The organism is Ruegeria sp. G12, from assembly GCF_056533565.1.
This window is the reverse complement of the sequence record NZ_JBQFOO010000002.1, coordinates 760,430-784,749: the sequence shown is the minus strand read 5'-3', so window position 1 is coordinate 784,749 and position 24,320 is coordinate 760,430. Positions and strand designations below refer to the sequence as shown.

The 24,320-nt window shown below is 62.1% G+C and carries 27 protein-coding genes; 14 read left to right on the top strand and 13 right to left on the bottom strand.

Annotated elements, in window-relative coordinates; translation table 11 throughout:
- The coding region (locus ACR0JN_RS07715) for an EF-Tu C-terminal domain-related protein (protein ID WP_480885002.1) at positions 1–473 on the top strand (473 nt) is incomplete at its 5' end.
- A gap of 244 nt (positions 474–717) precedes the next feature.
- Entirely contained in the window at positions 718–1,623 is a 906-nt protein-coding gene (gene yghX / locus ACR0JN_RS07710; RefSeq protein WP_480885001.1) for a YghX family hydrolase, read from the top strand.
- Positions 1,624–1,688: 65 nt separating this feature from the next.
- On the opposite strand, the gene rpe is transcribed toward yghX, so the two are convergent.
- Positions 1,689–2,378: a ribulose-phosphate 3-epimerase gene (gene rpe / locus ACR0JN_RS07705; RefSeq protein ID WP_480885000.1), complete on the bottom strand. Its 690-nt coding sequence runs from the start codon at positions 2,376–2,378 to the stop codon at positions 1,689–1,691.
- A 117-nt stretch (positions 2,379–2,495) separates the two neighbouring features.
- Positions 2,496–3,206, bottom strand: coding sequence for a phosphonate metabolism transcriptional regulator PhnF (phnF, locus tag ACR0JN_RS07700; RefSeq protein WP_480884999.1), 711 nt, complete (start codon positions 3,204–3,206; stop codon positions 2,496–2,498).
- A gap of 103 nt (positions 3,207–3,309) precedes the next feature.
- On the opposite strand from phnF, the gene phnG reads away from it, so the two are divergent.
- The 10 genes from phnG to ACR0JN_RS07650 are packed head-to-tail and all read left to right on the top strand — an operon-like array spanning position 3,310 to position 9,588.
- Positions 3,310–3,768, top strand: a complete 459-nt coding sequence (phnG, locus tag ACR0JN_RS07695; RefSeq protein WP_480884998.1) for a phosphonate C-P lyase system protein PhnG — start codon at positions 3,310–3,312, stop codon at positions 3,766–3,768.
- Positions 3,768–4,343 carry a phosphonate C-P lyase system protein PhnH gene (gene phnH / locus ACR0JN_RS07690; RefSeq protein WP_480884997.1) on the top strand — a complete coding sequence of 192 codons (576 nt, stop codon included), beginning with the start codon at positions 3,768–3,770 and terminating at the stop codon, positions 4,341–4,343. The genes phnG and phnH overlap by 1 nt, the downstream gene beginning before the upstream one ends.
- A 3-nt stretch (positions 4,344–4,346) precedes the next feature.
- On the top strand, positions 4,347–5,438 hold the full coding sequence (locus tag ACR0JN_RS07685; protein WP_480884996.1) for a carbon-phosphorus lyase complex subunit: 1,092 nt from the start codon (positions 4,347–4,349) through the stop codon (positions 5,436–5,438).
- Positions 5,435–6,031, top strand: a complete 597-nt coding sequence (locus ACR0JN_RS07680; RefSeq protein ID WP_480884995.1) for an HAD family hydrolase — start codon at positions 5,435–5,437, stop codon at positions 6,029–6,031. The genes ACR0JN_RS07685 and ACR0JN_RS07680 overlap by 4 nt, the downstream gene beginning before the upstream one ends.
- On the top strand, positions 6,028–6,300 hold the full coding sequence (locus tag ACR0JN_RS07675; RefSeq protein ID WP_480884994.1) for a hypothetical protein: 273 nt from the start codon (positions 6,028–6,030) through the stop codon (positions 6,298–6,300). The genes ACR0JN_RS07680 and ACR0JN_RS07675 overlap by 4 nt, the downstream gene beginning before the upstream one ends.
- Entirely contained in the window at positions 6,297–7,157 is an 861-nt protein-coding gene (locus ACR0JN_RS07670; protein ID WP_480884993.1) for an alpha-D-ribose 1-methylphosphonate 5-phosphate C-P-lyase PhnJ, read from the top strand. The genes ACR0JN_RS07675 and ACR0JN_RS07670 overlap by 4 nt, the downstream gene beginning before the upstream one ends.
- Positions 7,154–7,558, top strand: a complete 405-nt coding sequence (locus tag ACR0JN_RS07665; protein WP_480884992.1) for a VOC family protein — start codon at positions 7,154–7,156, stop codon at positions 7,556–7,558. The genes ACR0JN_RS07670 and ACR0JN_RS07665 overlap by 4 nt, the downstream gene beginning before the upstream one ends.
- Positions 7,559–7,562: 4 nt before the next feature.
- A complete protein-coding gene (phnK, locus tag ACR0JN_RS07660; RefSeq protein WP_480884991.1) occupies positions 7,563–8,333 on the top strand; it encodes a phosphonate C-P lyase system protein PhnK in 771 nt (256 codons plus the stop codon).
- A 26-nt stretch (positions 8,334–8,359) separates the two neighbouring features.
- Positions 8,360–9,043, top strand: coding sequence for a phosphonate C-P lyase system protein PhnL (phnL, locus tag ACR0JN_RS07655; protein ID WP_480884990.1), 684 nt, complete (start codon positions 8,360–8,362; stop codon positions 9,041–9,043).
- Positions 9,040–9,588, top strand: a complete 549-nt coding sequence (locus ACR0JN_RS07650; RefSeq protein ID WP_480884989.1) for a phosphonate metabolism protein/1,5-bisphosphokinase (PRPP-forming) PhnN — start codon at positions 9,040–9,042, stop codon at positions 9,586–9,588. Before phnL ends, ACR0JN_RS07650 begins: the two co-directional genes overlap by 4 nt.
- Here ACR0JN_RS07650 and ACR0JN_RS07645 read toward each other — a convergent pair.
- Positions 9,570–10,253 (bottom strand): DUF1045 domain-containing protein, encoded by a 684-nt coding sequence (locus ACR0JN_RS07645; RefSeq protein WP_480884988.1) that lies wholly within the window; start codon positions 10,251–10,253, stop codon positions 9,570–9,572. The two genes, ACR0JN_RS07650 and ACR0JN_RS07645, sit on opposite strands and share 19 nt — an antisense overlap.
- 49 nt (positions 10,254–10,302) lie before the next feature.
- Here ACR0JN_RS07645 and ACR0JN_RS07640 point away from each other — a divergent pair, with 49 nt between their 5' ends.
- Complete coding sequence (locus ACR0JN_RS07640; protein ID WP_480884987.1) at positions 10,303–11,445, top strand: alpha-D-ribose 1-methylphosphonate 5-triphosphate diphosphatase; 1,143 nt, start codon at positions 10,303–10,305, stop codon at positions 11,443–11,445.
- On the opposite strand, the gene ACR0JN_RS07635 is transcribed toward ACR0JN_RS07640, so the two are convergent.
- The 7 genes from ACR0JN_RS07635 to ACR0JN_RS07605 are packed head-to-tail and all read right to left on the bottom strand — an operon-like array spanning position 11,446 to position 17,937.
- Entirely contained in the window at positions 11,446–11,922 is a 477-nt protein-coding gene (locus tag ACR0JN_RS07635) for a class I SAM-dependent methyltransferase (RefSeq protein WP_480884986.1), read from the bottom strand. It lies immediately after the preceding gene.
- Entirely contained in the window at positions 11,919–12,689 is a 771-nt protein-coding gene (locus tag ACR0JN_RS07630) for a polysaccharide deacetylase family protein (protein ID WP_480884985.1), read from the bottom strand. Before ACR0JN_RS07630 ends, ACR0JN_RS07635 begins: the two co-directional genes overlap by 4 nt.
- On the bottom strand, positions 12,686–13,828 hold the full coding sequence (locus ACR0JN_RS07625) for a glycosyltransferase family protein (RefSeq protein WP_480884984.1): 1,143 nt from the start codon (positions 13,826–13,828) through the stop codon (positions 12,686–12,688). The genes ACR0JN_RS07630 and ACR0JN_RS07625 overlap by 4 nt, the downstream gene beginning before the upstream one ends.
- Positions 13,825–14,409, bottom strand: coding sequence for a histidine phosphatase family protein (locus ACR0JN_RS07620; RefSeq protein WP_480884983.1), 585 nt, complete (start codon positions 14,407–14,409; stop codon positions 13,825–13,827). Before ACR0JN_RS07620 ends, ACR0JN_RS07625 begins: the two co-directional genes overlap by 4 nt.
- A complete protein-coding gene (locus ACR0JN_RS07615) occupies positions 14,406–15,479 on the bottom strand; it encodes a glycosyltransferase family 4 protein (protein ID WP_480884982.1) in 1,074 nt (357 codons plus the stop codon). The genes ACR0JN_RS07620 and ACR0JN_RS07615 overlap by 4 nt, the downstream gene beginning before the upstream one ends.
- Positions 15,479–16,726, bottom strand: a complete 1,248-nt coding sequence (locus ACR0JN_RS07610) for a glycosyltransferase family 4 protein (protein ID WP_480884981.1) — start codon at positions 16,724–16,726, stop codon at positions 15,479–15,481. The genes ACR0JN_RS07615 and ACR0JN_RS07610 overlap by 1 nt, the downstream gene beginning before the upstream one ends.
- Positions 16,723–17,937 (bottom strand): glycosyltransferase family protein, encoded by a 1,215-nt coding sequence (locus tag ACR0JN_RS07605; RefSeq protein ID WP_480817105.1) that lies wholly within the window; start codon positions 17,935–17,937, stop codon positions 16,723–16,725. The genes ACR0JN_RS07610 and ACR0JN_RS07605 overlap by 4 nt, the downstream gene beginning before the upstream one ends.
- Before the next feature lie 387 nt (positions 17,938–18,324).
- Between ACR0JN_RS07605 and ACR0JN_RS07600 the strand changes: the two genes are divergently transcribed.
- Positions 18,325–20,700, top strand: coding sequence for a mechanosensitive ion channel domain-containing protein (locus ACR0JN_RS07600; RefSeq protein WP_480817106.1), 2,376 nt, complete (start codon positions 18,325–18,327; stop codon positions 20,698–20,700).
- Positions 20,701–20,797: 97 nt separating this feature from the next.
- Here the strand turns inward: ACR0JN_RS07600 and ACR0JN_RS07595 are convergent, their stop codons facing one another.
- From ACR0JN_RS07595 to ACR0JN_RS07585, 3 genes are read right to left on the bottom strand one after another with little or no spacing between them, the layout of a single operon-like run.
- On the bottom strand, positions 20,798–22,141 hold the full coding sequence (locus ACR0JN_RS07595; RefSeq protein ID WP_480884980.1) for a CoA transferase: 1,344 nt from the start codon (positions 22,139–22,141) through the stop codon (positions 20,798–20,800).
- Positions 22,138–23,292, bottom strand: a complete 1,155-nt coding sequence (locus ACR0JN_RS07590) for an ABC transporter permease (RefSeq protein WP_480884979.1) — start codon at positions 23,290–23,292, stop codon at positions 22,138–22,140. Before ACR0JN_RS07590 ends, ACR0JN_RS07595 begins: the two co-directional genes overlap by 4 nt.
- Entirely contained in the window at positions 23,289–24,317 is a 1,029-nt protein-coding gene (locus ACR0JN_RS07585; protein WP_480615459.1) for an ABC transporter permease, read from the bottom strand. The genes ACR0JN_RS07590 and ACR0JN_RS07585 overlap by 4 nt, the downstream gene beginning before the upstream one ends.
- Positions 24,318–24,320 lie beyond the last annotated feature (3 nt).

Genomic DNA, 24,320 nt, shown 5'->3' with positions numbered 1-24,320 from the left:
ACGTTGGTGACGAGATCGAAATCGTCGGCATCCGCGACACTTCGAAAACCACCTGCACCGGTGTTGAGATGTTCCGCAAGCTGCTGGACCGCGGTGAAGCAGGCGACAACATCGGCGCCCTGCTGCGTGGTGTCGACCGTGACGGCGTTGAGCGTGGCCAGGTTCTGTGTAAGCCCGGTTCGGTTACACCGCACACCAAGTTCGAAGCGGAAGCCTATATCCTGACCAAGGAAGAAGGCGGTCGTCACACTCCGTTCTTCGCGAACTACCGTCCTCAGTTCTACTTCCGTACAACTGACGTGACCGGCACCGTGACCCTGGCGGAAGGCACCGAGATGGTCATGCCCGGCGACAACGTGTCGTTCGGCGTTGAGCTGATCGCACCCATCGCGATGGAAAACGGCCTGCGCTTCGCCATCCGCGAAGGCGGCCGTACCGTTGGTGCGGGAGTTGTGTCGAAGATCATCGAGTAAGGCGCGCTAGTCGCGCCTGGTTGCGGCAGGCGATTTTCAACAGGAAAATCTGCCGGGAGCAACTCGGATGAACTAAAGAAGGCCGCCCCACATGGGGCGGCCTTTTCGTTTCTCAGCCCCTGCGCACGCTTTGCAAGGTTCCCGCAGATTTGAACGCTCATATCCTTTCGCAGATCTAGATCGCTGGATTTGTGTTACGGTTCCTGAGCAAACGGACACCGCATGTTTGAACAGGGAGAGCACTATGAACGATCAGAGCCCATCTCGCCGTATGACTGCCGCCGATTTCGATCAGGAGCTTTTGGACCTCTACGACTATTACGCGCATGGACGGATTACCAAGCGCGAGTTTCTGGACGGTGCCGCAAAGTTCGCGGTGGGCGGGCTGACGGCGGTTGCGCTTTTGCAGGCGTTGTCACCCAACTATGCGCTCGCTCAGCAGGTCAGTTTCACCGACCCCGACATCATGCCTGAATACATCACCTATCCCTCGCCAAACGGACATGGCGAGGTGCGTGGCTATCTGGTTCGGCCCGCAAATACAGAAGGAGCAGTGCCAGCCGTCGTGGTTGTGCACGAAAATCGGGGCCTGAACCCTTATATCGAAGATGTGGCGCGGCGTGTGGCCAAGGCGGGTTTCATTGCCCTTGCACCGGACGGGTTGACCTCGGTCGGGGGGTATCCGGGTAACGATGCGGACGGCAGGGAGCTTCAGCGCACGGTTGACCGTGAAAAGCTGATGAACGATTTCTTTGCCGCATACGAATTTCTTGCTGACAATCCGGACACAACGGGCCGTGTCGGTTGCGTAGGGTTCTGCTATGGCGGAGGTGTTTGCAACGCGATGGCGGTGGCTTACCCCGAACTGGCGGCCTCGGTGCCGTTTTATGGGCGTCAGGCCAGCGCTGCAGATGTGCCGAAGATACAAGCTCCTCTGCTTCTTCAATATGCCGAGCTTGACGAGCGTGTGAATGCCGGGTGGCCGGACTATGAAGCGGCTCTGAAAGAGCATGGCAAAAACTTCACCGCGCATATCTATCCGGGTGTGAATCACGGGTTCCACAACGATTCAACGCCGCGCTATGACGAAGAAGCTGCTGAACTGGCCTGGTCGCGGACAATCGACTTCTTCAACGCAAACTTGCGCTGAAAGACGTTATGTCAAAGGTTCTGGTGTTGAGGGAGGCATCAGAGCCGCCGACCGAAATGCGGCGTTCAGGACAGCCCACCCTCGGCCGCCGCCCGAACCGCCCGGATATTCTCACCATAGACCTCCGGCGCTGAAACCGACCCGCCCTTGAACACCGCCGACCCGGCTACCAGAACATCTGCCCCGGCTGCCGCAACCAGCGGGGCGGTTTGGGGGTCGACGCCTCCATCGATTTCGATATGCACGGGGCGGTCGCCGATCATCTGGCGCAGTTTGCGGACCTTGCTGGTCATATCGATGAATTTCTGGCCGCCAAAGCCGGGGTTCACCGTCATTACACAGACCAGATCGGTCAGGTCCAGCAGGTGCTCGACTGCCTCAGCCGGGGTGCCGGGGTTCAGGGCGACGCCCGCTTTCATGCCAGCGGCGCGGATGGCCTGCAGGGTGCGATGGGTGTGAGGGCCGGCCTCGACATGGGCGGTCAGGATGTCCGCACCTGCGTCGGCATAGGCCTGAATATAGGGATCAACCGGAGTGATCATCAGATGCACATCCATCACCGTTTTCACATGCGGACGGAAGGCTTTGACGGCGGGCGGGCCGAAGGTCAGGTTCGGGACGAAATGGCCATCCATCACATCGACATGGACCCAGTCCGCGCCTTGCGCCTCGATAGCCTGAATCTCTTGCCCGAAATTGGCGAAATCGGCGGACAGGATCGACGGGGCGATCTTGATCGTGCGGTCAAAGCTCATTGTGGCCTCGTGTCAGGTGAAGTTTGGGGAAGCGTATAGCGGTGCGACGCGTCGAAGGGTAGTCCCTGAAACTTTTGCGCTGGTGTTTTGCCTTTGCCTCCGGTTCGGAGCGGACTTCTAGTCCCCGTTCAGCGTCAGGGTCACGCGTTCTCCGGCGAAAGCGGTCCTGCCATATTCAACCGGGATTCCGTCGGGATCCGCGTTGACGCCGTTGGAAAACAGGATGGGTGCCCCTTCGGGCAGACGCAGATGCAGGGCCTGCGTTGCAGTCGCTGCGCGTGCCGTCAGGCGGGTCGAGATGCGGGTGTAATCCGCGATGCCGCAGCTTTGCAGGGCTTTTGTGACCGATTGCGTTTCGGTCAGTGCGATCAGCAGGTCGGGAAAGCGCCGGGCGGGAAAGATGCTTTGGAACAGGGCGATAGGTTGACCATCAGCAAGCGACAGGCCGTCATACACATGGACCGGGTCGCCGGTGGTCAGGTTTAGCGCATCGGCCTCGGCGGCGTCGGCGGCGCGGGTGGTCAGCGCCAGGATCTTCTTGCCGGGGATTTTGCCGCTGGCCGAGACGCTCTTGTGATAGCGCACGCGCTTGCCGATGGGATAATCAGTGGGCCGCGCCGCGACGAACACCCCGGCTCCGCGCCGCGCGTGAACAAGCCCCTGTTCGGCCATCTCGGACAGCGCCCGCCGAACCGTGTGGCGATTGACGCCGTGGGTCGCCGCCAACTGCGCCTCGGTCGGGAGGCGGTCTCCGGTCTGATAACGCCCTTCGGCGATGTCCGAGGTCAGCCCCAGCGCGATGCTCTTCCAGATGGGCGTTTTGCGCATGTTACCAATTCTTCACAGAGTTTGAGATTGCGGGGTGAGGCTCCGCAGGTTAATATTTGTCTAGTTGTATAGTTCATATAGACAACCCGGCCAAGAGGCTTTGATGACCGATCAGACAGAAACTACCACCGCTGCGCGGAAGGAATGGATGGGCCTGCTGGCCCGCGCGCCCGAGGATGCGGTGATGACCCTTTGGGGCAGCGTTGACGCCCGGCCAAGCTTCAACTGGCTGCGCGCGCCCGAGGTTGGCGGCGTGATGGTGCGGGGGCGCACCGGGGCAACCGGCGCGCCGTTCAATCTGGGCGAAATGACCGTCACGCGCTGCTCGGTGGTGCTGGAGGACGGCACCGTTGGCCATGGTTATGTGCAGGGGCGATCCAAACCCAAGGCCGAGGCGGCGGCGCTGATTGATGCGCTGATGCAGACCCCGGCGGCGGACACATTGCGCCGCAAGATTGTCGATCCGCTAAAGCGCCAGATGCAGGCTGAGAAAACAGCGCGCGTTGCAAAAGCGGCGGCCACGAAGGTTGAGTTTTTCACGGTTGCGCGGGGAGAGGACTGATGACCGCTCAAACCCAGTATTCAGGCGGATTTCAGAATCCCCCGATCGACGCCGCCCACGCCTTTCGCGCCGCCATGACGGTTATGGCCCGCCCCGGTGAAATCCGCATCTTGTCGGGCAGCGAACCGCCCGCGCCGTTGTCCGTGGCGGCGGGCACCTTGCTGCTGACCCTGTGCGACCCCGAAACCAAGGTCTATCTGGCGGGCTCGGTCGATACTGAGGCGGTGCGCAAATGGCTGACCTTCCACACCGGCGCGCCGCTTGTCTCAGCCTCGGACGCGGATTTTGCCGTCGGCACGTGGGAGGCGTTGGGGTCGCTTAGCATTTACCGGGTCGGGACGCCGGAATACCCGGATCGCTCGGCGACGCTGATCGTGGAATGCGGCGATCTGCAGCAAAGCGGCGCGGCGTTAAGCGGGCCGGGTATCAAAGACGTGTCCCATCTGTCGCTGCCGGATGCCCCGGCGATGCGGGCCAACGCGGCGCTCTACCCGTTGGGATGCGATTTCTTTCTGACCTGCGGTGACAAGGTCGCGGCCCTGCCGCGCAGCACGCAGATCGGGGCGGAGGGTTAGGCGATGTATGTAGCTGTCAAAGGCGGCGAAAAGGCCATTGAGAACGCCCACGCGTGGCTGGCCGAAGAACGGCGCGGATCGACAGACGTGGCAGAACTCAGCCTGGCCCAAATCCGGGAGCAACTGAGCCTCGCGGTGAACCGGGTCATGGCCGAGGGGTCCCTGTTCGACCCCGACCTCGCCGCGCTTGCCATCAAACAGGCACGGGGCGATCTGATCGAGGCGATCTTTCTGATCCGCGCCTATCGCACAACGCTGCCGCGCTTTGGCTATTCGAACCCGGTCGAGACGGGGGATATGACCTGCGACCGCCGCATCTCGGCCACGTTCAAGGACGCGCCGGGGGGGCAGGTTCTGGGGCCGACCTTCGACTACACGCACCGACTGCTAGATTTCAAACTGGCCGCCGATGGCGAAGTTCCCAAAGCGCCCGACGGTACCGCGCGGCAGGAGGCCACGCCCCATATCACCGAATTCCTGCACGATGAGGGCATCATTCAGGACGAACCCACCAGCGACGCCACGCCCGGCGACCTGACGCGCGAGCCGCTGGAGTTTCCGGCCACTCGCCCGCTGCGCCTGCAATCCCTGACCCGCGGGGATGAGGGGTTTGTGCTTGGCATGGCCTATTCGACCCAGCGCGGATACGCCCGCAACCACGCCTTTGTCGGCGAGTTGCGGATCGGCAAAGTTGCGGTCGAGATGGACATCCCCGAGCTTGGATTTGCCATCGACATCGGTGAGGTCGAGTTGACCGAATGCGAAACCGTGAACCAGTTCAAAGGGTCCAAGACCGAACCGCCGCAATTCACGCGCGGCTATGGGCTGGTCTTCGGTCAGTCCGAACGCAAAGCTATCGCCATGGCGCTGGTGGATCGCGCCCTGCGGTGGGCGGAGCTGGGCGAGGATAATCTGGGCGCACCTGCGCAGGATGAAGAGTTTGTCCTGAGCCATGCGGATAACATTCAGGCGACCGGTTTCCTCGAACATATCAAGCTGCCCCATTACGTCGACTTCCAGTCCGAACTGGAACTGGTGCGCAAACTGCGGCGCGAGGCCGAAGAACGGATCACGCCAAAGGAGGCAGCAGAATGAAAGCTGTTGTTTTTGACATCGGTGGCGTGCTGGTCGACTGGCAGCCGCATCTGGCCTGGGTCGAGGCGTTGGGCTCGGAAGAGGCCGCACACGCCTTCATCGAGCGTACAGGTTTTCGCGAACGTAATGCGCGGGGTGATAGTGGGGAACTGTTTGCTGACATGGCGCGAGAGTTGGACGACCCTGCGGACCAACACCTGTTTGCCGCATATGTTGGCCTCTACACCAGAACCGTTGAAAACGCGATTCATGGCACATGGGAGGTGCTGGACCGTCTCAAGGCAAAAGGAACACCTGTCCATGCCATCACCAATTGGTCAGCCGAGACATGGCCCGAGGGTCTGAAGGTTCATCCGCGTCTGGGTGAGGTTTTTGAAACACTTGTGGTTTCGGGGCAGGAGGGTGTGATGAAACCTGATGCACGGATCTTCCAACTGTTGTGCGAGCGGGCAGGTGTTGCTGCGACGGATTGCGTGTTCATCGATGACGGGTTCCACAATGTCGAAGGCGCGCGCGCTGTGGGAATGGATGGCATCCACTTTACCTCACCTTTGGCGTTGGAAGCCGCGTTGACGGAAAGGGGCCTGCTATGAGCCAGTGCCGCAGCTTCGCCAGTTCTGACTTAGTCGCCTCCTCCGCCGCCGCAATCGCTTCCTCCGAAATCACTGCCGCCGCCATACCAGGAGCCGCCCGAGCCGCTATCGACACCGTGACCCCGCCGACGGTGCCGGTTCCGTGTGGGCAGTCGCCAAATGTAGATGATGAATACCAATACGCCGACGATAAGCGCGACTTCAAAAAATGTAATGCCGTTCAAAACCTGTTCTCCGTTCGATTTGTCACAAGGAACAAAACGTCATGAGCGAGTATAACTTCGCCTATCTGGATGAACAGACTAAGCGGATGATCCGGCGGGCAATTCTTAAGGGCCTCGCCGTGCCCGGCTATCAGGTGCCCTTCGCGAGCCGCGAAATGCCGATGCCTTATGGTTGGGGCACGGGCGGGGTTCAGGTCTCGGCGGCGACTTTGACGCCTGAAGATACATTGAAGGTGATTGATCAGGGGGCGGATGATACGACCAATGCGGTCTCGATCCGTAAATTCTTTGAAAACACTGCGGGTGTTGAAACCACGGAAGAGACGGAAAAGGCGACAGTGATCCAGACCCGCCACCGTATCCCCGAGGCGAAGCTGCGCGACGATCAGATCATCGTCTATCAGGTGCCAATCCCGGAACCCCTGCGCTTTCTGGAACCGCGCGAGACCGAGACCCGCAAGATGCACAGCCTTGAGGAATACGGGCTGATGCATGTGAAACTGTATGAGGACATCAGCCAGCACGGCGCGATCTCGACCTCTTACGCCTATCCGGTGAGGGTCGCGGACCGCTACGTGATGGACCCGTCTCCGATCCCGAAATTCGACAACCCGAAGCTGGAAATGGACGCGATCCAACTGTTCGGCGCTGGGCGCGAACAGCGGATCTACGCGGTGCCGCCGCACACGAAAGTCGTGTCTCTGGATTTCGAAGATTACCCGTTCGAGGCCACCAAGGCTGACCATCCCTGCGATCTGTGCGGGGCCGAGGACAGCTATCTGGACGAGGTGATCATGGACGACGCGGGCAACCGGATGTTCGTTTGCTCGGACACCGACTACTGCCGATCCCGCCGCGCGGTGGGGCATGAAGGGCGTTTAAGCAAGGAGGATGCTTTATGATGCGTGAACACGTACTGGGAATTGATCATCTGGGCCTGACGGTCGCCGATCTTGACCTGACCAAAGATTTCTTTGTCGATGCGCTGGGATGGGAGGTGGTCGGCGGACGGCCCGAATACCCTTCGGTCTTTATCAGCAACGGGTCGGCGGTGTTGACCCTGTGGCAGCAGAAGGGCGAGGATCAGCACGCCTTTGACCGACACGCCAATGTGGGCCTGCATCATGTCGCGTTCAAAATCCCGTCGGCCGAGTCGCTGGACAAGGTGTTCGAAACGGTCAGCACCTGGCCCGGCGTCGAGGTCGAATTCAGCCCCGAACCCTCGGGCGGAGGGCCCAAGGTCCACTTCATGATTCGCGAACCCGGCGGCAACCGGATCGAATTTTCCTATGATCCGAGGTAGAGACATGACCCCGCTGCTGAGTGTTCAGGGCCTCAAAAAGACCTATGGGCCGCGCATCGGATGTGCGGATGTCAGCTTTGATCTCTACCCCGGCGAGGTGATGGGGATCGTTGGCGAAAGCGGCTCGGGCAAGTCGACTTTGCTGAACTGTCTCGCGGCGCATCTGGAACCGGATGCGGGGCAGGTCGTCTTTGACACGCGCGCGGATGGTCCAGTGGACACGGTGACCATGTCCGAGCCTGAACGTCGGATGCTGGGCCGTACCGACTGGGCCTTTGTCCATCAGCACGCCCGCGACGGGCTGCGCATGTCGGTCAGCGCGGGCGGCAACATCGGCGAGCGGCTGATGGCTGTGGGCGACCGCCATTACGGTGCGATCCGCGACCGGGCGATTGACTGGCTGGGCCGGGTCGAGATCAACGAGACCCGCGTCGACGACCACCCGACCACGTTTTCAGGCGGTATGCAGCAGCGGTTGCAGATCGCTCGAAATCTGGTCACAGGCCCCCGGCTGGTGTTCATGGACGAGCCGACCGGAGGGCTGGATGTCTCGGTTCAGGCGCGGCTGCTGGATCTGCTGCGCGGGTTGGTACGTGAGATGGGGCTGAGCGCCATTATCGTCACCCATGATCTGGCTGTGGTGCGCCTGCTGGCGGACCGGTTGATGGTGATGAAGGATGGCCGCGTGGTCGAGGCCGGGTTGACCGATCAGGTTCTGGACGATCCGCAACATGCCTATACACAGTTGCTGGTGGCCAGCGTTCTGCAGGTTTGATTCCGTATTTGGGACGAGAAGAAGCGATGATTGAACTCAAGGATGTCAGCAAGCGCTTTACTCTGCATAATCAGGGCGGCGCGGTGATTGCGGTGATGGAGGGCGCTTCGTTGAGGGTGTTGCCCGGCGAATGTGTGGCGCTGACCGGGGCCTCGGGTGTGGGCAAGTCGACACTGATGCGGGTGATCTACGGCAACTATCTGGCCGCCTCGGGGCAGGTGCTGGTGGGTGGTCTGGACGTGGCGAGGGCCGAGCCGCGCGAGGTACTGAAGCTGCGACGCGAAACGCTGGGCTATGTCAGCCAGTTCCTGCGGGTTGTCCCTCGGGTGCCGACGCTTGAAGTTGTCGCCGAGCCACTGTTGGCTGTGGGTTGTGACAAGCGGGCGGCGCTGGACACGGCTGCCGGACTATTGGCGCGGCTGAACATCCCGAAACATCTGTGGACGCTCAGCCCCACGACCTTTTCAGGGGGCGAGCAGCAGCGCGTGAACATCGCGCGCGGTTTTGCGCATGATTACCCCGCGATGCTGCTGGATGAACCCACGGCCAGTCTGGATGTACGCAACCGCGAGACGGTGCTGTCGCTGATCGAAGAGGCCAAAGCGCGCGGCGCGGCGATTGTCGGCATTTTCCACGATGTCGAGGCGCGCGCGCGGGTCTGTGACCGGGCGGTCGATGTCTCGGAGTTCACGCCGGGGCGGGCGGCATGAGCCTTGCTCCGGTCATAGCGGTCGTTGGCCCATCAGGGGTTGGCAAGGACAGCGTGATCAAGGCGCTAGCAGCCCGCATGCCGGGCATTCAGCCCGTGCGCCGTGTCATTACCCGGCCCGAGGGTGAAGGGGGTGAGGATTTCGACCGGGTGTCCGAGGCTGAGTTCTATCAGATGGTGCGGGCGGGAGCGTTCGTTTTGCACTGGTCCGCGCATGGGATGATGTATGGCGTGCCCGCCGGGATTTCGGCGCAGCGCGGACAGGCCGATGCGGTTCTGGTCAACCTTTCGCGGGGGGTGCTGCTGCATGCGCAGGCGGTGTTTGGTGACCTGATCGTGGTCTCTCTGACCGCCGATGCTGGGGTTCTGGCCGGGCGTTTGTCGGATCGCGGGCGGGAAAGCGTAGGTGAGCAGGCGCGGCGCTTGGAGCGGGCAGAAGCGCTGTTCCCCGAGGGGCTACGGCGCGTGATTGAGGTCGACAATTCCGGGCCGCCAGAGGCCACGGTCGACGAAATCCTGACTCGCCTTCAACCAGAGAGAGCGTAGCGATGGAGCAGATGAAACCGCCCATCTTCGGCCTCACCCACCAGCGCCAGATCGGCGATGTGGAATGGTGCAGGCAGCAGCGGTCCGAGGTGGGTTCCAAGCGCCTTTTGCACTCGCGCCAGTGTCGGTTTGTCCAGCCTGCCGCTGAGCGTGATGTGAAACCGGAAAGTATCCATGACATATGGATAGCCCCATTGGGTCAGGTTGGCCTCTTGCACCGGCGTCAGACCGGCAGCACGGCGGCGGGCCAGTTCGGCTTGGGACGCGGGCGCGCGGAAAGGGTCCAGATCGCGGACACAGGCGGCGGCCAGCGCGTTAAGCGCGCCTGTGTCGCCCAGTGGGCGCAACGCGAGAAAGCGGCCCAGCCGGGCGATTTCCAGGCCGTCCAGCACCACCGGCTGCTGCTGCGTGGCCAGTCGGGCACAGGCGTCCTGCAACGCGGCGAGCGTTTGGCCCTCTGCCAAACGAAAAGGCGGCTTCAGCGTGGCATGCAGGCCATACTTGCGCGGAACCTCGGTGACGGCAGAGACATCCACGCCCTCCACAACGGGATGCGCGGCAGACTGGCCGGTCTCCATGTCCCAGCCCAGCCAGTCTGTACCGAACCTCGCCCATTCCGCTCCGGCAGGCGGCGCAAAATAGATCGCGTATCGCTTGAACGTCACATTGGCCTCCTACCTGGCCGTTCCCTAACTCAAACTGCGTGAAGGTCAGATGACAGAAGAACTGATCCTTGCCAATGCCACGCTTGTTCTGCCGGATGAGACTGTTACCGGCAGTGTCCGGATCGCGGGCGAGACCATCGCCGGTATCGACACCGGTGCGGGCGTTCCCGCAGGTGCCGTGGATTGCGAGGGCGACTATGTCAGCCCCGGTCTGGTTGAGCTGCACACCGACAATCTGGAACGGCACATCCAGCCGCGCCCTCAGGTCGACTGGCCTCATGCCGCTGCCATCATCGCCCATGACGCGGAACTGGCCAGCACCGGCATCACCACTGTGTTCGACGCCATGCGCATCGGTTCGATTCCTACCGGCGCGGCGCGATATCTGAAATATGCGCGCGGGTTGTCACGCGAGTTGTGGGAATTGCGCGAACAGGACGCGCTCAAGATCAGCCATTTCCTGCATTTGCGAGCCGAGGTGTGCTCGGAAACGCTGGTCGAGGAACTGGATGAGTTCGGCCCCGAAGACCGCGTCGGGTTGGTGTCGATCATGGATCACACGCCGGGGCAGCGGCAGTTTCGGGATTTGTCGAAGCTTGAGACCTATCTGAAGGTCAAATACGCGATGGACGATGACACGTTCCTGCAGCATGTGGCGCAATTGAAAGGCCTGCGCGACCGAAACGGCGACCGGCACGAGCTTGAAACGGTCAAGGCCGCCAGCCGCTTTGGCGCTGTGCTGGCCAGCCATGACGATACGACGGCTGAGCAGGTGCGCGTATCCGCCGATCACGGGATCCGTCTGGCCGAATTTCCCACCACGGTCGAGGCTGCGCGCGCCTGCCACGATCACGGCATCAAGGTGATGATGGGTGCGCCCAACGTGATCCGGGGCGGGTCGCATTCGGGCAACGTCTCGGCCCGAGAACTGGCCGAGCTGGACCATCTGGACATCGTGTCGTCGGATTACGTGCCCTCGGCACTGCTGCTGTCGGCGGTGATGCTTGGTGAGATGTGGGGCGATATGGCCCGCGGGATCAGGACGGTGACGCAAACCCCGGCATTGGCCGCCGGGCTGGATGATCGGGGCGCGTTGCGGGTCGGTGCGCGGGCCGATCTGATCCGGTTCCGGATGCGTGCGGGTGCCCCGGCGCTGAATGCGGTCTGGTCGCGGGGCCGTCGGGTCGCCTGATCAGGCGGTGTAGAACAGGTAGCGGTCCGGCGCGATGGTGTCGGGCCCTACGATCTGATTGAACCCCACAAGCGGTTGGCCGGATATCAGCAGGCCGCCGGGCTGCATGACTTTGGCGATCAGAGGGCTGAGGCGCGCGGCCTCGGCCACGTCTTCCTCTTTGATGCCTCTGCCGAAATCGTAATGCGCCAGAGCAATCGTGCGGCCACGTTCGGCGAGTTTCTGCAACATGGGCTCGGCTTCGCCCTGCAAGAAATCTTCGGGCGGAGGGGTGCTGCTGGGGTGGCATTGCAGAACCCGGTCCATCACCCAGATGCGGCGGTCGGGCAGGATCTCTCGCAAATGGTCGTAGGTGCGGCCATTGCCCAGCCCCATGTCCAGAACGTCCCCCACCCTGCCGTCGATCTGCGCGGCGGCCCAGTTCAGCCCGTCGCGCTGGGCGGTCAGGCGGCGCAGCATTGAATCCAGTCGGCTCATAGGGTCTTGGTCCTTTGGGTTTTGGGCGCGGTCCACGGAACGGCTGGCCCGTTCAGGAGTGTACCTAGCAACTCTTCGGTGAACGTCCAGATGTCCTGATCATGGACGAGGTGATGGGTCAGAACGCCGAAGGGTTCGGTATTGTCGGCTTGTCCTTCGCGGCGATCCTGCAACAGATGGACGGTTTGCGCGATTAATGCATCCGGCGACATCAGCCCGCGCGTTCCCCTCCAGTCGATGGGATCCAGGTGGGTGTTGATCTGCTCAAGGCCTGGGGCGGCCATCGCGGATTTGCGGGGGGTCGCGGTTGAGAGGATGCGAAACCCGATTTTGGGCAGTTGGGCCACGGCCTCGGGCGCGATACGGTTCCAGGGGGGCACAAACATGGGGCGCAGATCATCGCCGAACAGCGTGCGGAGCTTGGCAAGCCCGGCCTGCGCATCGGCGACTATCGCACCCAAGAGGCGATGCAGACGGAACTCCGACTTCTTCTCACTCGCTGGCGCGTGGTTCTGATGCGCCCAACCGTGGACAACCGGGATCAACGTCTCCCGCTTGCTCATGTATTCCGCCAGTTCCAGACTGGCGTCTTTCGGGATTACCGCCAGATGAACCGGCAGGTTCAACCGCGCGGACAGGTCCGACAACATGTCCAGCTGAGGCGTGGGCGCAATGGCATCGTCGTCGCGCCACCACAAGGGCAGCGTCAAACCCTGATCGCGCCAGCGACCCAATTCCGTTTCAAGAGGGGCCCAGTCAACGCTCATTGACGGTTTTCCCAAAGTTCTTTGGCGATCTCCACCGACTGTTGCGCCCCGTCAAACCCAAGATCCTGCGCCTCGCGCGGCCCGTCGGAAAGCACGCGGTCTATGGCCTCGGCCAACGTGAAACCATTCAGGTTTCCACTGACCAGCACTTCAATTGCAGGCATCTGCGATAGGCTTTGTCCGCGCAAACCCTGTTCGACCTCTTTTCCGTCATCGAACGGAATGAACACGGCGGGCGTCCCGCTCTGGAGGATGTCCAGCGCGGTGTTATAGCCGCACATACTGACCGAGGCAGCGGCATGCGGCAGCATCTGGCGAAAATCCGGGCGCACCGGTTCGATGATCACGGGCGCGCCCTTGGCCAGCTGTGACAGTTCGGCAATCCGCGCTCGCGCATCCTGCCCGCCGACCAGCAGGCGCCAGCGCCTGTTGGTCATCTTTCGGGCAGCCTCGATGGCTGCGCGAAAGATCGGCTGGCCGACGGAGCCACCTCCGGCACTGACAAGAACCTCGTCCCGCCCCACCGCATCAGGATGCGGCTGCGGCGCTTTGGGTGCTACGAAACCGGTGTAGTGCAGGCGCTGCGCCAGTTCTGCCGAGACCGGCCAGCTAACGGATAGGGGAATGACCCTTTCGGTCGAGTGTACCAGAATACCATCGTAGTAATTCGCCACGATTTGATCTGTGCGCTCGGCCTTCGACGGTTTGGACGGCGGGGCCAAAATGTCCCGGATCGACCCCAGAATAAGGGGGCGGTGGGGCAGATTTCGGGCGGCGATCAGGGTGGCCTCGAACTCATCGGTCAGAGAGCGGCGGCCAAACGGAAAAAGCTCGGTGATCAGAACCTGCGGCTGGAAACTTTGAACTGCTTTGGTCAGCGCGGTGATCCGCGCCGCGCGGTAGGTGTCATCCGCGACCTCTCCGCTGTCGGTCAGCAGGCGGGTGAAGTTCGTGCCGTCCGACCGCAGCGGTGGCAGTCCCAGCAGGGTCAGGCCGGTGCTGTCCAACTGCGGCGCTGGCATTCCGCCCGAGACCACCAAAACCTCATGCCCGTCCCCGGCAAAGGCGCGACCCAGCGTCAGCGCACGGCTGAGATGTCCGGTGCCCAGCAAATGGGTGACGATGATCATGACTTTCATCGGGCTGCCTCTCGCGGGATCAGGCGAACGGGATTGGGGTCGGGGCTCAGGATGTGCACATCAACGATATAAAGGCGATTGCGTTTGATCTTGAAGGAGGCCGGGCCATCGAAATTCCATCCCCAGGCGCGGGCCAGAATGGCGCGCATGATGCCGATATGGCAGACCGCAACGGTGTCGTTCTGCAGGCTGATCAGCCATGGATGCAGCCGGGTCCAGACCTCGGACGGGGTTTCGCCGTTTGGCGGGCGGTAGTCCCACCCCCAGTCCTCGATATGGCGGTAGCCGCTGGTGTCATCCGCGATCAGGTCGACCCCGCGCAGACCCTCCCAATCGCCCCAGTTCATCTCGGTAAGCGCATCCGACGTTTGTGGATCACGGCCCGAGACCAACCGCGCCGTTTCGCTAGCCCGCAGCAGGGGGCTGGACCAGATATCGGCGGCTTGCCAATCCGACGGCAGGGCGTACCCGGCCAGTTCTGCGCGCGCTTCATCGTCCAGCGGGATGTCGCTGCGGCCCTGAATCCGCCCGGCGCGGTTCCAGTGGGTGTGTCCGTGGCGCAGCAGAGCGAGCCGGGTCATGATGCCTCCAATATCGGGCGGATCGCGGTCCAGAACCGTTCGGTTGCTTTCGGCATCAGATGCCGTTGCGCTACATGGGCACGGGCTTTTGCGCCTAGAGCAAGACGTTCTGGGTCATTGCTCAGAAGCTGTTGAATTTGGTCGGCCAACCCTTTGGCCCCGGCTTCAACCGGGGGGTAGTTTGCCGGTGCGAGCACATCGCGCACCCCGGGGCGGTCCTGTGCGACCACGGGAAGGCCGGTCGCCTGCGCTTCGAGGTAAATCATGCCATAAGCCTCATTCACACCGGGCCAGACCAGCAACGAAGAGCTTTCATAGACTGCTCGCAGGGCATCTCGGTCCAACTGACCCAGAAACGAGACCCTTCCGCCGAACCGGGCCATCTTTGCCTCGACCTCGGCGCGGGCGGGGCCGTCGCCTGCGATGCGCAGATGCCAGTCGCCCGAAAGATGCGCCAGCGCAAGTGCAAGAATGTCGTACGAGGCCAGCTTGTCGCCATACCGCATCATTCCGACCGTAAGCATCGGCCCTTGGCCCAAACTTTGCGGTGGCAGGTCGGTTTGCGGCAGAAAGGGCGGCAGTTCGACCAATTGCTGATCGGCGAAGCGGTCGCGCTTCAGCGTGATCAAGTCATTCGCGGTGTGATAGAAGATCACCTTCGCCGCATCGCAGGCGTCGTGCGCGGATTGCGCAAACCCGGCCCATGGACCGTTCAGGCGGCTTGAAGCGCGGGTGCTTTCAAGCTGCACGTAAGGCAGGCCACGCGCGGCACAGACTTGCGGCCCCAGCAGATCGGGGGCCTTGTAGTAGTTGTGATAGGTCACCCAGAGCGCAGTGTCGGGCGGCAAATCCGCGATCAGTCGGTCCGCCTCGGCCTGTGCCTTGTCACGCAGGGCTTGCTGCAACGCGGGATCGCCGGTTTTGTCGTAGATACGAAGGCGTGACGCCAGATCGACCTGATCTCCTTCGGCGGCAATCGCGCGCATCAGGTTGCGGGCCATTTCCCGGTCGCCCGAGGGCGTTGGGCTGTCAGGCGATTTCATCGGGGCGTAAAAGGCGACGCGGGCCATCACGCGGTATCCGAACACAAGGCGCTCAGCCGGGCGGAAAGGCGGGCGATGCCGGGGTCCATCCGGAATTCGGCAATCAGGCGGTCATAGGCGGCGATGGCCATGTCGGCGGTTTTGTCGGGGGCAGACGCCATCCCGACAATCGCCGCTGCCAATGAGGCCGGATCGTCCTCGGACAACACCCCATGGGTCCCAGTTTCGATGAATTCCGGGATTGCCGAGACCGGGGTCGACAGGATCGGCAGGTGTTGCGAGGCGGCCTCCATCAGCACATTGGGCAAACCGTCGCGGTCGCCATCCGCTGCGATACGACTGGGCAGGACGAACAGGTCCGCGCCGCGCATGGCCTCGATCACTTCGGGTTGGTCGCAAGCGCCTTTCCACATGATCCGGTCCGCGATACCGGCAGCCTGGGCCCGACAGCGCAGCGCGTCGCCGAGCGTGCCGCCGCCGATATGGCTCCACTGCCAGTCCAGCGATTTAGGCAGCAGGGCGAAGGCATCAATCAGGCGGTCGAACCCTTTTTTCTCGACCAGCCGCCCGACCGACAGCATGTGAAACGGCCCGTCCACCGCGCGTGGCTCGCGCTCGGGCGGAGAAGGAAAACGGTCTAAATCCAGCCCGTGATAGATCAGGTCCACCCGCGCCGGATCATCCGCCAGCCCGCGCAGATGCTCGGCCCCGATGGCGGTGCATGTGGCCCCAAAGGCCGCGCCGTAAATGCCAGCCTGCAGCTTTTCGCGCTTTTCCCAGTCCGGCGAGGTCCAGATGTCCTTGGCGTGGGCCGAAAAGCTCCACGGGATACCGCACATGATGGCGGCGTAGCGCGCCACCGACGAAGGCGTGTGCATGAAATGGGCATAAAGCGCCCGGGTCGCGTCGGGCAATTCGGCAGCCAGAACGCAGGCCTGCCCAAAGCGCCGAATGCGGTTATGGGTGGGGTCGCGGCGCAGATCGGCGCGCCAGACCCGGTAGGCCTCGGCATATCCGGGCAAGCGTTGGGCTATGGTCCGCGCTGTCCAGACCCGTTGGGGTTCTTCGTACAGGTATTCGGGCAGGTAATGCACATGGCCAGCGAACCGGTCGTGCAGCGGGTGGCGCTTGGTGTCGGTGGGATGGCGCAGGGACCAGATGTCAAAGCGGTGCCCGGCGTCTTGCAGGGCCACAAGCTCTTGCGCGATGAACGTTTCCGACAGGCGCGGCCATCCTTTGACCAGCACCGCCAGTTTAGGATCGGGGGCGCTCATCCGGTTGCCAGTTCCTGTTCCCGGCTCAGCAGCGCATCGACACGGTCCGTCACATAGTCCAGCCCGTCCAGCAACCCGCCCCGAATGGCCTGCGAGGGCAGCGGTTGATTGGGCAGGTCACGAATGGCGCGGATCATTGCGTCAGCGGTCAGCCCGTCGCGCTGTTCATCCAGCATGCGCACCAGCCCGAGGTTTTCGGCGCGCGATGCCCGGATCCACTGTTCCAACCGGGGCGTGGTGCGCGGCACGATGACGGCGCGTTTGTCGAAGGACAGAACCTCGCAAAACGTGTTGTAACCGCCCATGCAGACCACTCCGGCGGCGCCAGCGAACAGGGTTTCGATCTGGGATTCAAAGCCGACCGCAGTGACCCGCCCGTTCAGCGCGGCGACGCGGGTTTCAAACTCGTCCCGCAACTCACCGGATAGGAACGGCCCGTAAACCAGCACCGCACGCGGAGACAGGTTGGGGTCCTTTTCGTAGGCCGACAGCACAAGGTTCACCATCGCCTTGCCATCGCCACCGCCGCCCGGCGTGATCAGGATGTAAGGCTGCTCCGGCGGCTCTCCCACGGGCCCAAGATCGCGACGCAGATAGCCGGTCCAGTGGATGCGCGACTGCGCGGCGGGGCTGAGCGGCAGGCCTTTGGTCGGGTCATAGATTGACCGCAGCCCATAAACCCAGATTTCGTGATAGAAGCGTTCGGTGGCGGCGATGGCCTCTTTCCGGGCCCATTCGGCGGCTAGAACCTCGGGCTCGTCCAGAACATCACGCAGGCCAAGGATCAGCTTTGTGTCGCCGGAAAACTGCAACTGTTCCAGCGTTGGCAAAAGCTCCCCTCGGAAACCTGTCGGTTCCTTGTCAACAATCAAAACGTCCGGGTCGAACTGCTGGACTGCGGTCTGGATCAGGCCCGAGCGCAACTCGGTCACCTCATCAATGCCCATCCCGATGGTGCGGGCGGCGTAAGAGCCATCTTCGCGCTTGGTCACGCCGGGCAGGCGCACATGGTCAACACGGCGGGGAAAGGTAAAACGACCCGCCACTGGTGAGCCCGTCAGGATCAGGGCCGAGGCTTGCGGGTCAGCCTCGGTCATCGCAGCGGCCAAAGCGCGCGACCGGCGCAGGTGGCCCAGCCCAAACGTGTCGTGGCTGTAAAACAGGAGACGCGGCGCGCGGCCGGATTTTGTGGTCTGTTTGCCTAGGCTCATATTGTTGCCCGTTTTAGTGGTCTTGGTGCAATTCCCGCGCGTTTGCACCAGTTATCGTATATTGTCCGGCTTTGCTTGCCAAAGGCGGAGTTACCTGCCGCAAATGTGCCATGCATGGCGATTTGGCAACAGGAATTTACGGGTTCTTCGGCATATCGCGTCAGTGTTTGGTGTTGGTGCCGGAATGACCGAAAACCCAGCGATCCGGGGCTGTACCCGAATGCCGGTCCGTTCATATTCAATTTTTGTCGGATTGAAAATACCAGCAAAGGACTGTGCGTTGAAAACACGCCTTTACACGATATAGAAACCGTCGTGCGGGAAAATTTGAACAGCCCGTGCCTGTTCTGTACTGTCTTCGGTGACAGGAAATGGATGCAAGACCTTATGAAATTTAAACATCTGGCCGGGTTACTTCTGACGTTCTGGACCCTTTTGCTGGCGTATCCGGCTGGGGTGATGGCGCAGACGTCGTTGATTCCGGGGTACACTACCGGGTCAAGCACCGACGCCGAAACATCGACCGACAGCGATCTGGCAGCGGCGATCCGCGCGGCAAGCGAGGCCGGTGCCAGCGTTATCGTGATCGACAGCGGGGGGCAGGTGGTGTCCGCGAACACCCAGGGCGGTGCCCAGTCGGAAGACGAGGCATCCGACAACCCGATGGGCGGTGGCTCGCAACTGATGAAGGCGCAGGAGAGGTTCACGAAGTTCCGGGAATCAATGGCCTCTCGGATGGAGGCCCTGCCGTATTCGGTGTTCGAGGTGCAGTATGTCCTGCGCCAGACCAGCCCGGATGGCCGCATCCAGACCTATGTCGAGGTGTTGGGCTGGAACGTCCTGTTCCTGCTGCTGGGGCGGTGGCTGTCCACCGAAATCTACGGAAAACGGTTTGCAAAGCGCTGGGTCGTGGCCCGCAGCAAGGAAAATCCGCAGGGCTATCGCGAGAAGATGCCGTTTCTTGTGTTCCGCTTCCTGATGGGGATCGGCGGGACGATCTTTGCGATGTTGATGGCGCTAATCGTGGGATATGTGTTCTTTGGCGAGGCCGAGGATATCTCGATCCAGTTCACGGTGACGGCGATCTTCACCGCCTTTTTCCTGTCGCGCACGGTGTCGGACCTGTGGAGGATGGTGCTGTCGCCCTATCTGAGCCAATATCGCTTGCCGCCCTTTTCCGACCGAAACGCTAAACGGCTGTATATCTGGGCCTCGGCTCTGGCGACCTATGACATCTCGGTGGTGATGTTCTCGACCTGGGTGGCGGATTTCGGGCTGAACTACAATGTCTACGCCATGGTCTATGGTGGTCTGACCATGTTTGGCGCGTTGGGGAACGTCCTGATGATCCTGTTCAATGCCCGCGCCATTTCCAACGCCATCCGCGGAGGGCGGGCCCCGGATCAGGTGTCCTGGATTTCGCGCCTCATCTCCTACGCCTGGGCACCGGTTTTGATCGTCTACATCGTTTTCAGCTGGTTCAAGCTGGCGGTCGATCTGGTTCTGGAGAACGAGAACTCGATCCCGATCGTGGCCAGCAGCTATGCGATCTTCATGTCCGTCGTCGTGGCCTATGGGGCGATGAACTACCTGCTCGAGCGGTATTTTGACCGCAACCGGCAGATGGAAGAGATCAATGCCGAGGCTGAGCCCGACGGGGATGAACCCGTTGAGACGGAAACCCCGGAAGCCGAGAAGCGAAAGCACGCGATCCTGACATACGAGGATCTGGCACGGCGCGTGGCGGGCATTTTGGCCTTTGTCGTCGGGCTTTATGCGGTGGTGGTGATCTGGAACCCGAACGCAAGCTGGAGCGAGGATTTACCCGTCGAGCGTGCGCTGGACGTGATGGTGATCCTGTTCATCGGCTACATCCTGTTCCATTTCTTCCGCATCTGGATCGACAGCAAGATCGCCGAAGAGGTGGATGACGGAACCGATGCCGAACTGGGTGACGAAGGCGGCGAAGGCGGGCAGAGCCGGTTGGCGACCCTGCTGCCCTTGTTCCGAGGGGCGATTCTGGCGGTTGTTGTCGTGACCATTGTTCTGATCGTGTTGATGGAGATCGGCATCAACGTTAGCCCGCTGTTTGCCGGTGCCGGTGTCGTTGGTCTCGCCGTCGGGTTTGGCTCGCAAACGTTGGTGCGTGACATCTTCTCGGGCGCGTTCTTCCTGTTGGATGATGCGTTTCGGAAGGGGGAGTATATCGATATCGGGGACGTTAAGGGGACGGTCGAAAAGATCTCGGTCCGGTCCTTCCAGTTGCGGCACCATCTGGGTGCGCTCAATACTATTCCCTTTGGCGAGATCAAGGTGCTGACCAACTATTCCCGCGACTGGGTGATCATGAAACTGCCCCTGCGGGTGACTTATGACACAGATGTCGAGAAGGTGCGGAAGCTGATCAAGAAACTGGGTCAGCAATTGCTGACCGACCCGGTAATCGGCGAGAACTTTATCCAGCCGCTGAAATCGCAGGGCGTGATCGAGATGCAGGATTCGGCGATGATCATCCGGGTCAAGTTCATGACCAAACCCGGCGATCAATGGCTGGTGCGCAAGAAGGTCTATCAGGAAATTCGTGAGCTGTTTGCACGTGAAGGCATCCGCTTTGCCCACCGTGAAGTGACGGTGCGGCTGGCCGATGACAAGGACCCCGAAGACCTGTCGCCGAAACAGCGCGAGGCGGTGACCGGCGCGGTTCAGGCTGCGATTGACGAGGATTATCTGGACGATATCGGCCCCGGAGGCGACGACCGCTAGGGGCCCCTCCCGCCCCTTTGAGGTGCGTCTCTGACGAGACGCAATCCAAAGCGTTGGGCCGCGCCGCGCGTGCCGCGCGGCGGGTGCGTCAGGAGGGCTAGGGCCACTCCGGTTTAGAAGCTCCGAGTTTCTGGGCGGGCAACTCCCATCGCATTTTTGTTTCACCCACGGTAAGGGCGGGTTTCAGGCGCTGGCCGGGGCCCCAGCCCGATGCCTCGGAGGCGGGGGCGAAGTCGGTGGGTTCGGCCGCGCCGATCTCATCGCTGCCGCCGGACTTGCTGAGCCGGGCCAGAAGTTCCGCAGTGCGGGCCAGCGAAAGATGGGCGTACATGACCGAATTGCCCGACGCGGCCTCGGCCAGAGCCGACAGGACGGCGGCGGCCATCAGGTAGCCGGTCGCGTGATCCAGCGCCTGAACGGGCAGGGGCGTTGGCTTGTCGGCCTGGGCCCACTCCATCCCTGCATGGGCTATTCCGGCGCTCATCTGGACCAGACTGTCAAAGCCGCGCCGGGTTGACCACGGGCCCTGCCAGCCATAGGCGTCCAGCGTCACCTCGATCCGGTTGGGGGCAAGCTCGTCGCGTTTGGTCTTGGTCAGCCCGAGCGCGTCCAGTGCACCGGGGCGGTATCCGTGCACAAACACGTCCGCCTGTGCCAGCAGGTCCTGCAGCCGCTCAAGCCCCTTTGGTGATTTGAGGTCCAGATAGGTGCAGCGCTTGCCCAGAGAGATATCGGGGATCACGCCGGGCTCGTCCCAATCCGGGGGATCAACCCGCAGCACATCCGCGCCGAACCCGGCCAGCGTGCGGGTCGAAACGGGCCCGGCCAGCACGCGGGTCAGGTCGAGCACACGTAACCCGGCCAAGGGGCGTGCTGCCGTGACCCCAGGCCGGTCCCGCAGCGCAACCGGGCGCGGCCCCTGCCAACTGATCAGCGGATCGCGGGATACCGCACGGCCCTGCGGATGCTCCAACCACTCGGTCCGGCTGCGCATGGCGGCAGCAACGCCACCCTGCGCCACGACTGCGTTTTCCAGATCGGTGATCTTCCAAGACCGGACGGCTTGCGTCACCGCGTCGCGATCCGCCTGTGTGGACAGAACTTTCAGAGCCGCCGCGCGATGATGCGGCAGGTTGGTGTGCAATCTGATCCAGCCATCCGAAGCCCGATAGTCTCCGGCAATCGCATCCCACAAGCTGGGCATATCCCACCCATCGGGGCGGAACGAAAACCCGTACCACAGCGAGGCCAGACGGTGATCGACAGAAACCTCGGCCTCTGCGCCCGTCAAGTTCAGGGCTTTCATCAGACGGGCCAGTTCCAGACCGACCGCCGCGAAGCTGGCGGTTGCCAGTTCCGAAACGGCAAAGGCGCTGGGCAGGGCACCCGAGCCGGTGGTCTTGTAGCTGTCCGTGGCGGGAAGGGACGCAAGCAGGCTCATTGCTGATAGGGGTCCAGACTGTCGCGCAGACCGTCGCCAAGGAAGTTGAACGCCAGCACCACCACGATGATCGGCAGCATCGGGATGGCCGTCCACGGGTAGATCTCGATCGATGCGAGGTTCTGTGCATCGTTCAGCATCACGCCCCAACTGACCGCCGGGGCCCGCAGACCAAGGCCAAGGAAGCTGAGCGCCGTTTCCCCAAGGATCATCGCCGGAATCGATAGGGTGGCCGAGGCGATCAGGTGAGACATGAAGTTCGGCAGCAGGTGCTTCCGGATCACCCGTCCGGAACTTGCGCCCATCATCTCGGCCGCACGCACGTATTCCTCTTCACGCAGCGACAGGAACTTGGCACGCACGGATCGCGCCAGTCCGGGCCAGTCGAGGATGCCGAGGATGATCGAGATGATGAAGAATACAGCGACGGGGCTCCAGTTTGACGGCACAGCGGCGGACAGCGCCAGCCAGAGCGGCAGTTCGGGCAGCGAGCGCAGGATTTCGATGACCCGGTTGATGACCCAGTCGATGCGCCCGCCGAAATACCCGGCCATCGAGCCAAACAGGATGCCGAGGAAGAAGGACACCGAAATGCCGATCAGGCCCACGGTCAGCGACAATTGCGCGCCATAGAGGATGCGGCTGAAGATATCGCGGCCCAGACGGTCAGACCCCCAAAGGAACAGCGTGGACCCTTCGGGTGCGCAGAACAGATGCTTGTCCGTCTTGATCAGGCCCGCCAGCTTGTATTCCGAGCTTGCACAGAAGAACCGGATGCGCTGAGGGTTGTCCGTGTCGGGGACGAATTTCCACTGGAAGGTCTCCAGATCGGCCTCGGCTATGATGGGATAGACATACGGTCCGACGAACTCACCCTCATGAAACCAGTTCACCGATTGGGGCGGGGCATAGAGGTGCTCTCCGTTCCGGTCATTGGGGCCGTAGGGGGCGATGAAGCCTGCGAAGGGCAGCATCAGGTAGCAGAGTAGCAGGAAGATGCCCGAGATCAGGCCCAGCTTGTGCGTTTTGAATTTACGCCAGACCAGTACCCAGTTCGGGGCGTCCAGATCGGCGCGTTCCAGTTGCTGAACGGATGCCTCCGGGTCAAACGGGGCGTCATCGACATAGCGATCGTCGGGGCGGTCGGTCATGCTTCGCGCCCCTCGTACCGGATGCGCGGGTCAAGCATGACCAGCAGGATGTCGGAGATCATCGTGCCGATCAGCGTCAGCAGGGCGACGAACATCAGGATGAACGCGGACAGGAACTGGTCCTGTGTCTTGAGCGCTGTCAGCAGGGTCGGGCCGATGGTCTGCAGCCCCAGAACGACCGAGACCAGAACTGAGCCAGACACCATCGAGGGCAGCAGGTTGCCGATATCAGCCACGAACGGGTTAAAGGCCACACGCAGAGGGTATTTGGTCAGCATCCGCGACGGGGCCATGCCCTTGGCGATGGCGGTTTCCACGTAAGGTTTACCAAGCTCATCCAGCATATTGGCGCGCAGGCGCTGCATCATGGCCGACGCGCCTGAGGTGCCGATCACAAAGGTCGGCACGATCAGGTGGATGAGGATGGATTTGAGCTTGTCCCAACTCATCGGTTGGCCTTCGAACCGGGGGTCCATCAGGCCGCCGATGGGCAGGTTGAAATACTGATGTCCGTAGTAGAACAGGATCAGCGCCAGCAGAAAGTTCGGCGTCGCCAGACCCAGATAACCCACAAAGGCCGAGGTGTAATCGATCCAGGTTCGCGACCGCGCCGCGGCCAGAACCCCCAGCGGCAAGGCAACGGCATAGACAAACAGGATTGCCGCCAGATTGACGACCACGGTCAGCCAAAGCGTGTCGCCGACGATTTCCGAGACCGGGCGGTCGAACTCAAAAGACCAGCCGTAGTTGCCCTGCAGCAATCCGGCAAAACCGTGGGGGCCGGGCCAGAAGCCAATCCAGATCAGGTATTGTTCCCACATTGGGCGATCCAGCGCATATTCGGTGCGCAGAAACTCGGCTTTGGCCACACCGGCGGACTGGCCCGAGGCCTGCAGTTCGGCGATCTGGTTGCTCAAGTAGTCGCCGGGCGGCAGGTTGATGATCACGAAGACCAGCACCGACACCACCAGCAACGTCAGCAGCATCGTGAAAAAGCGGTACACCGCATAGCGCAGCATTATCATTTT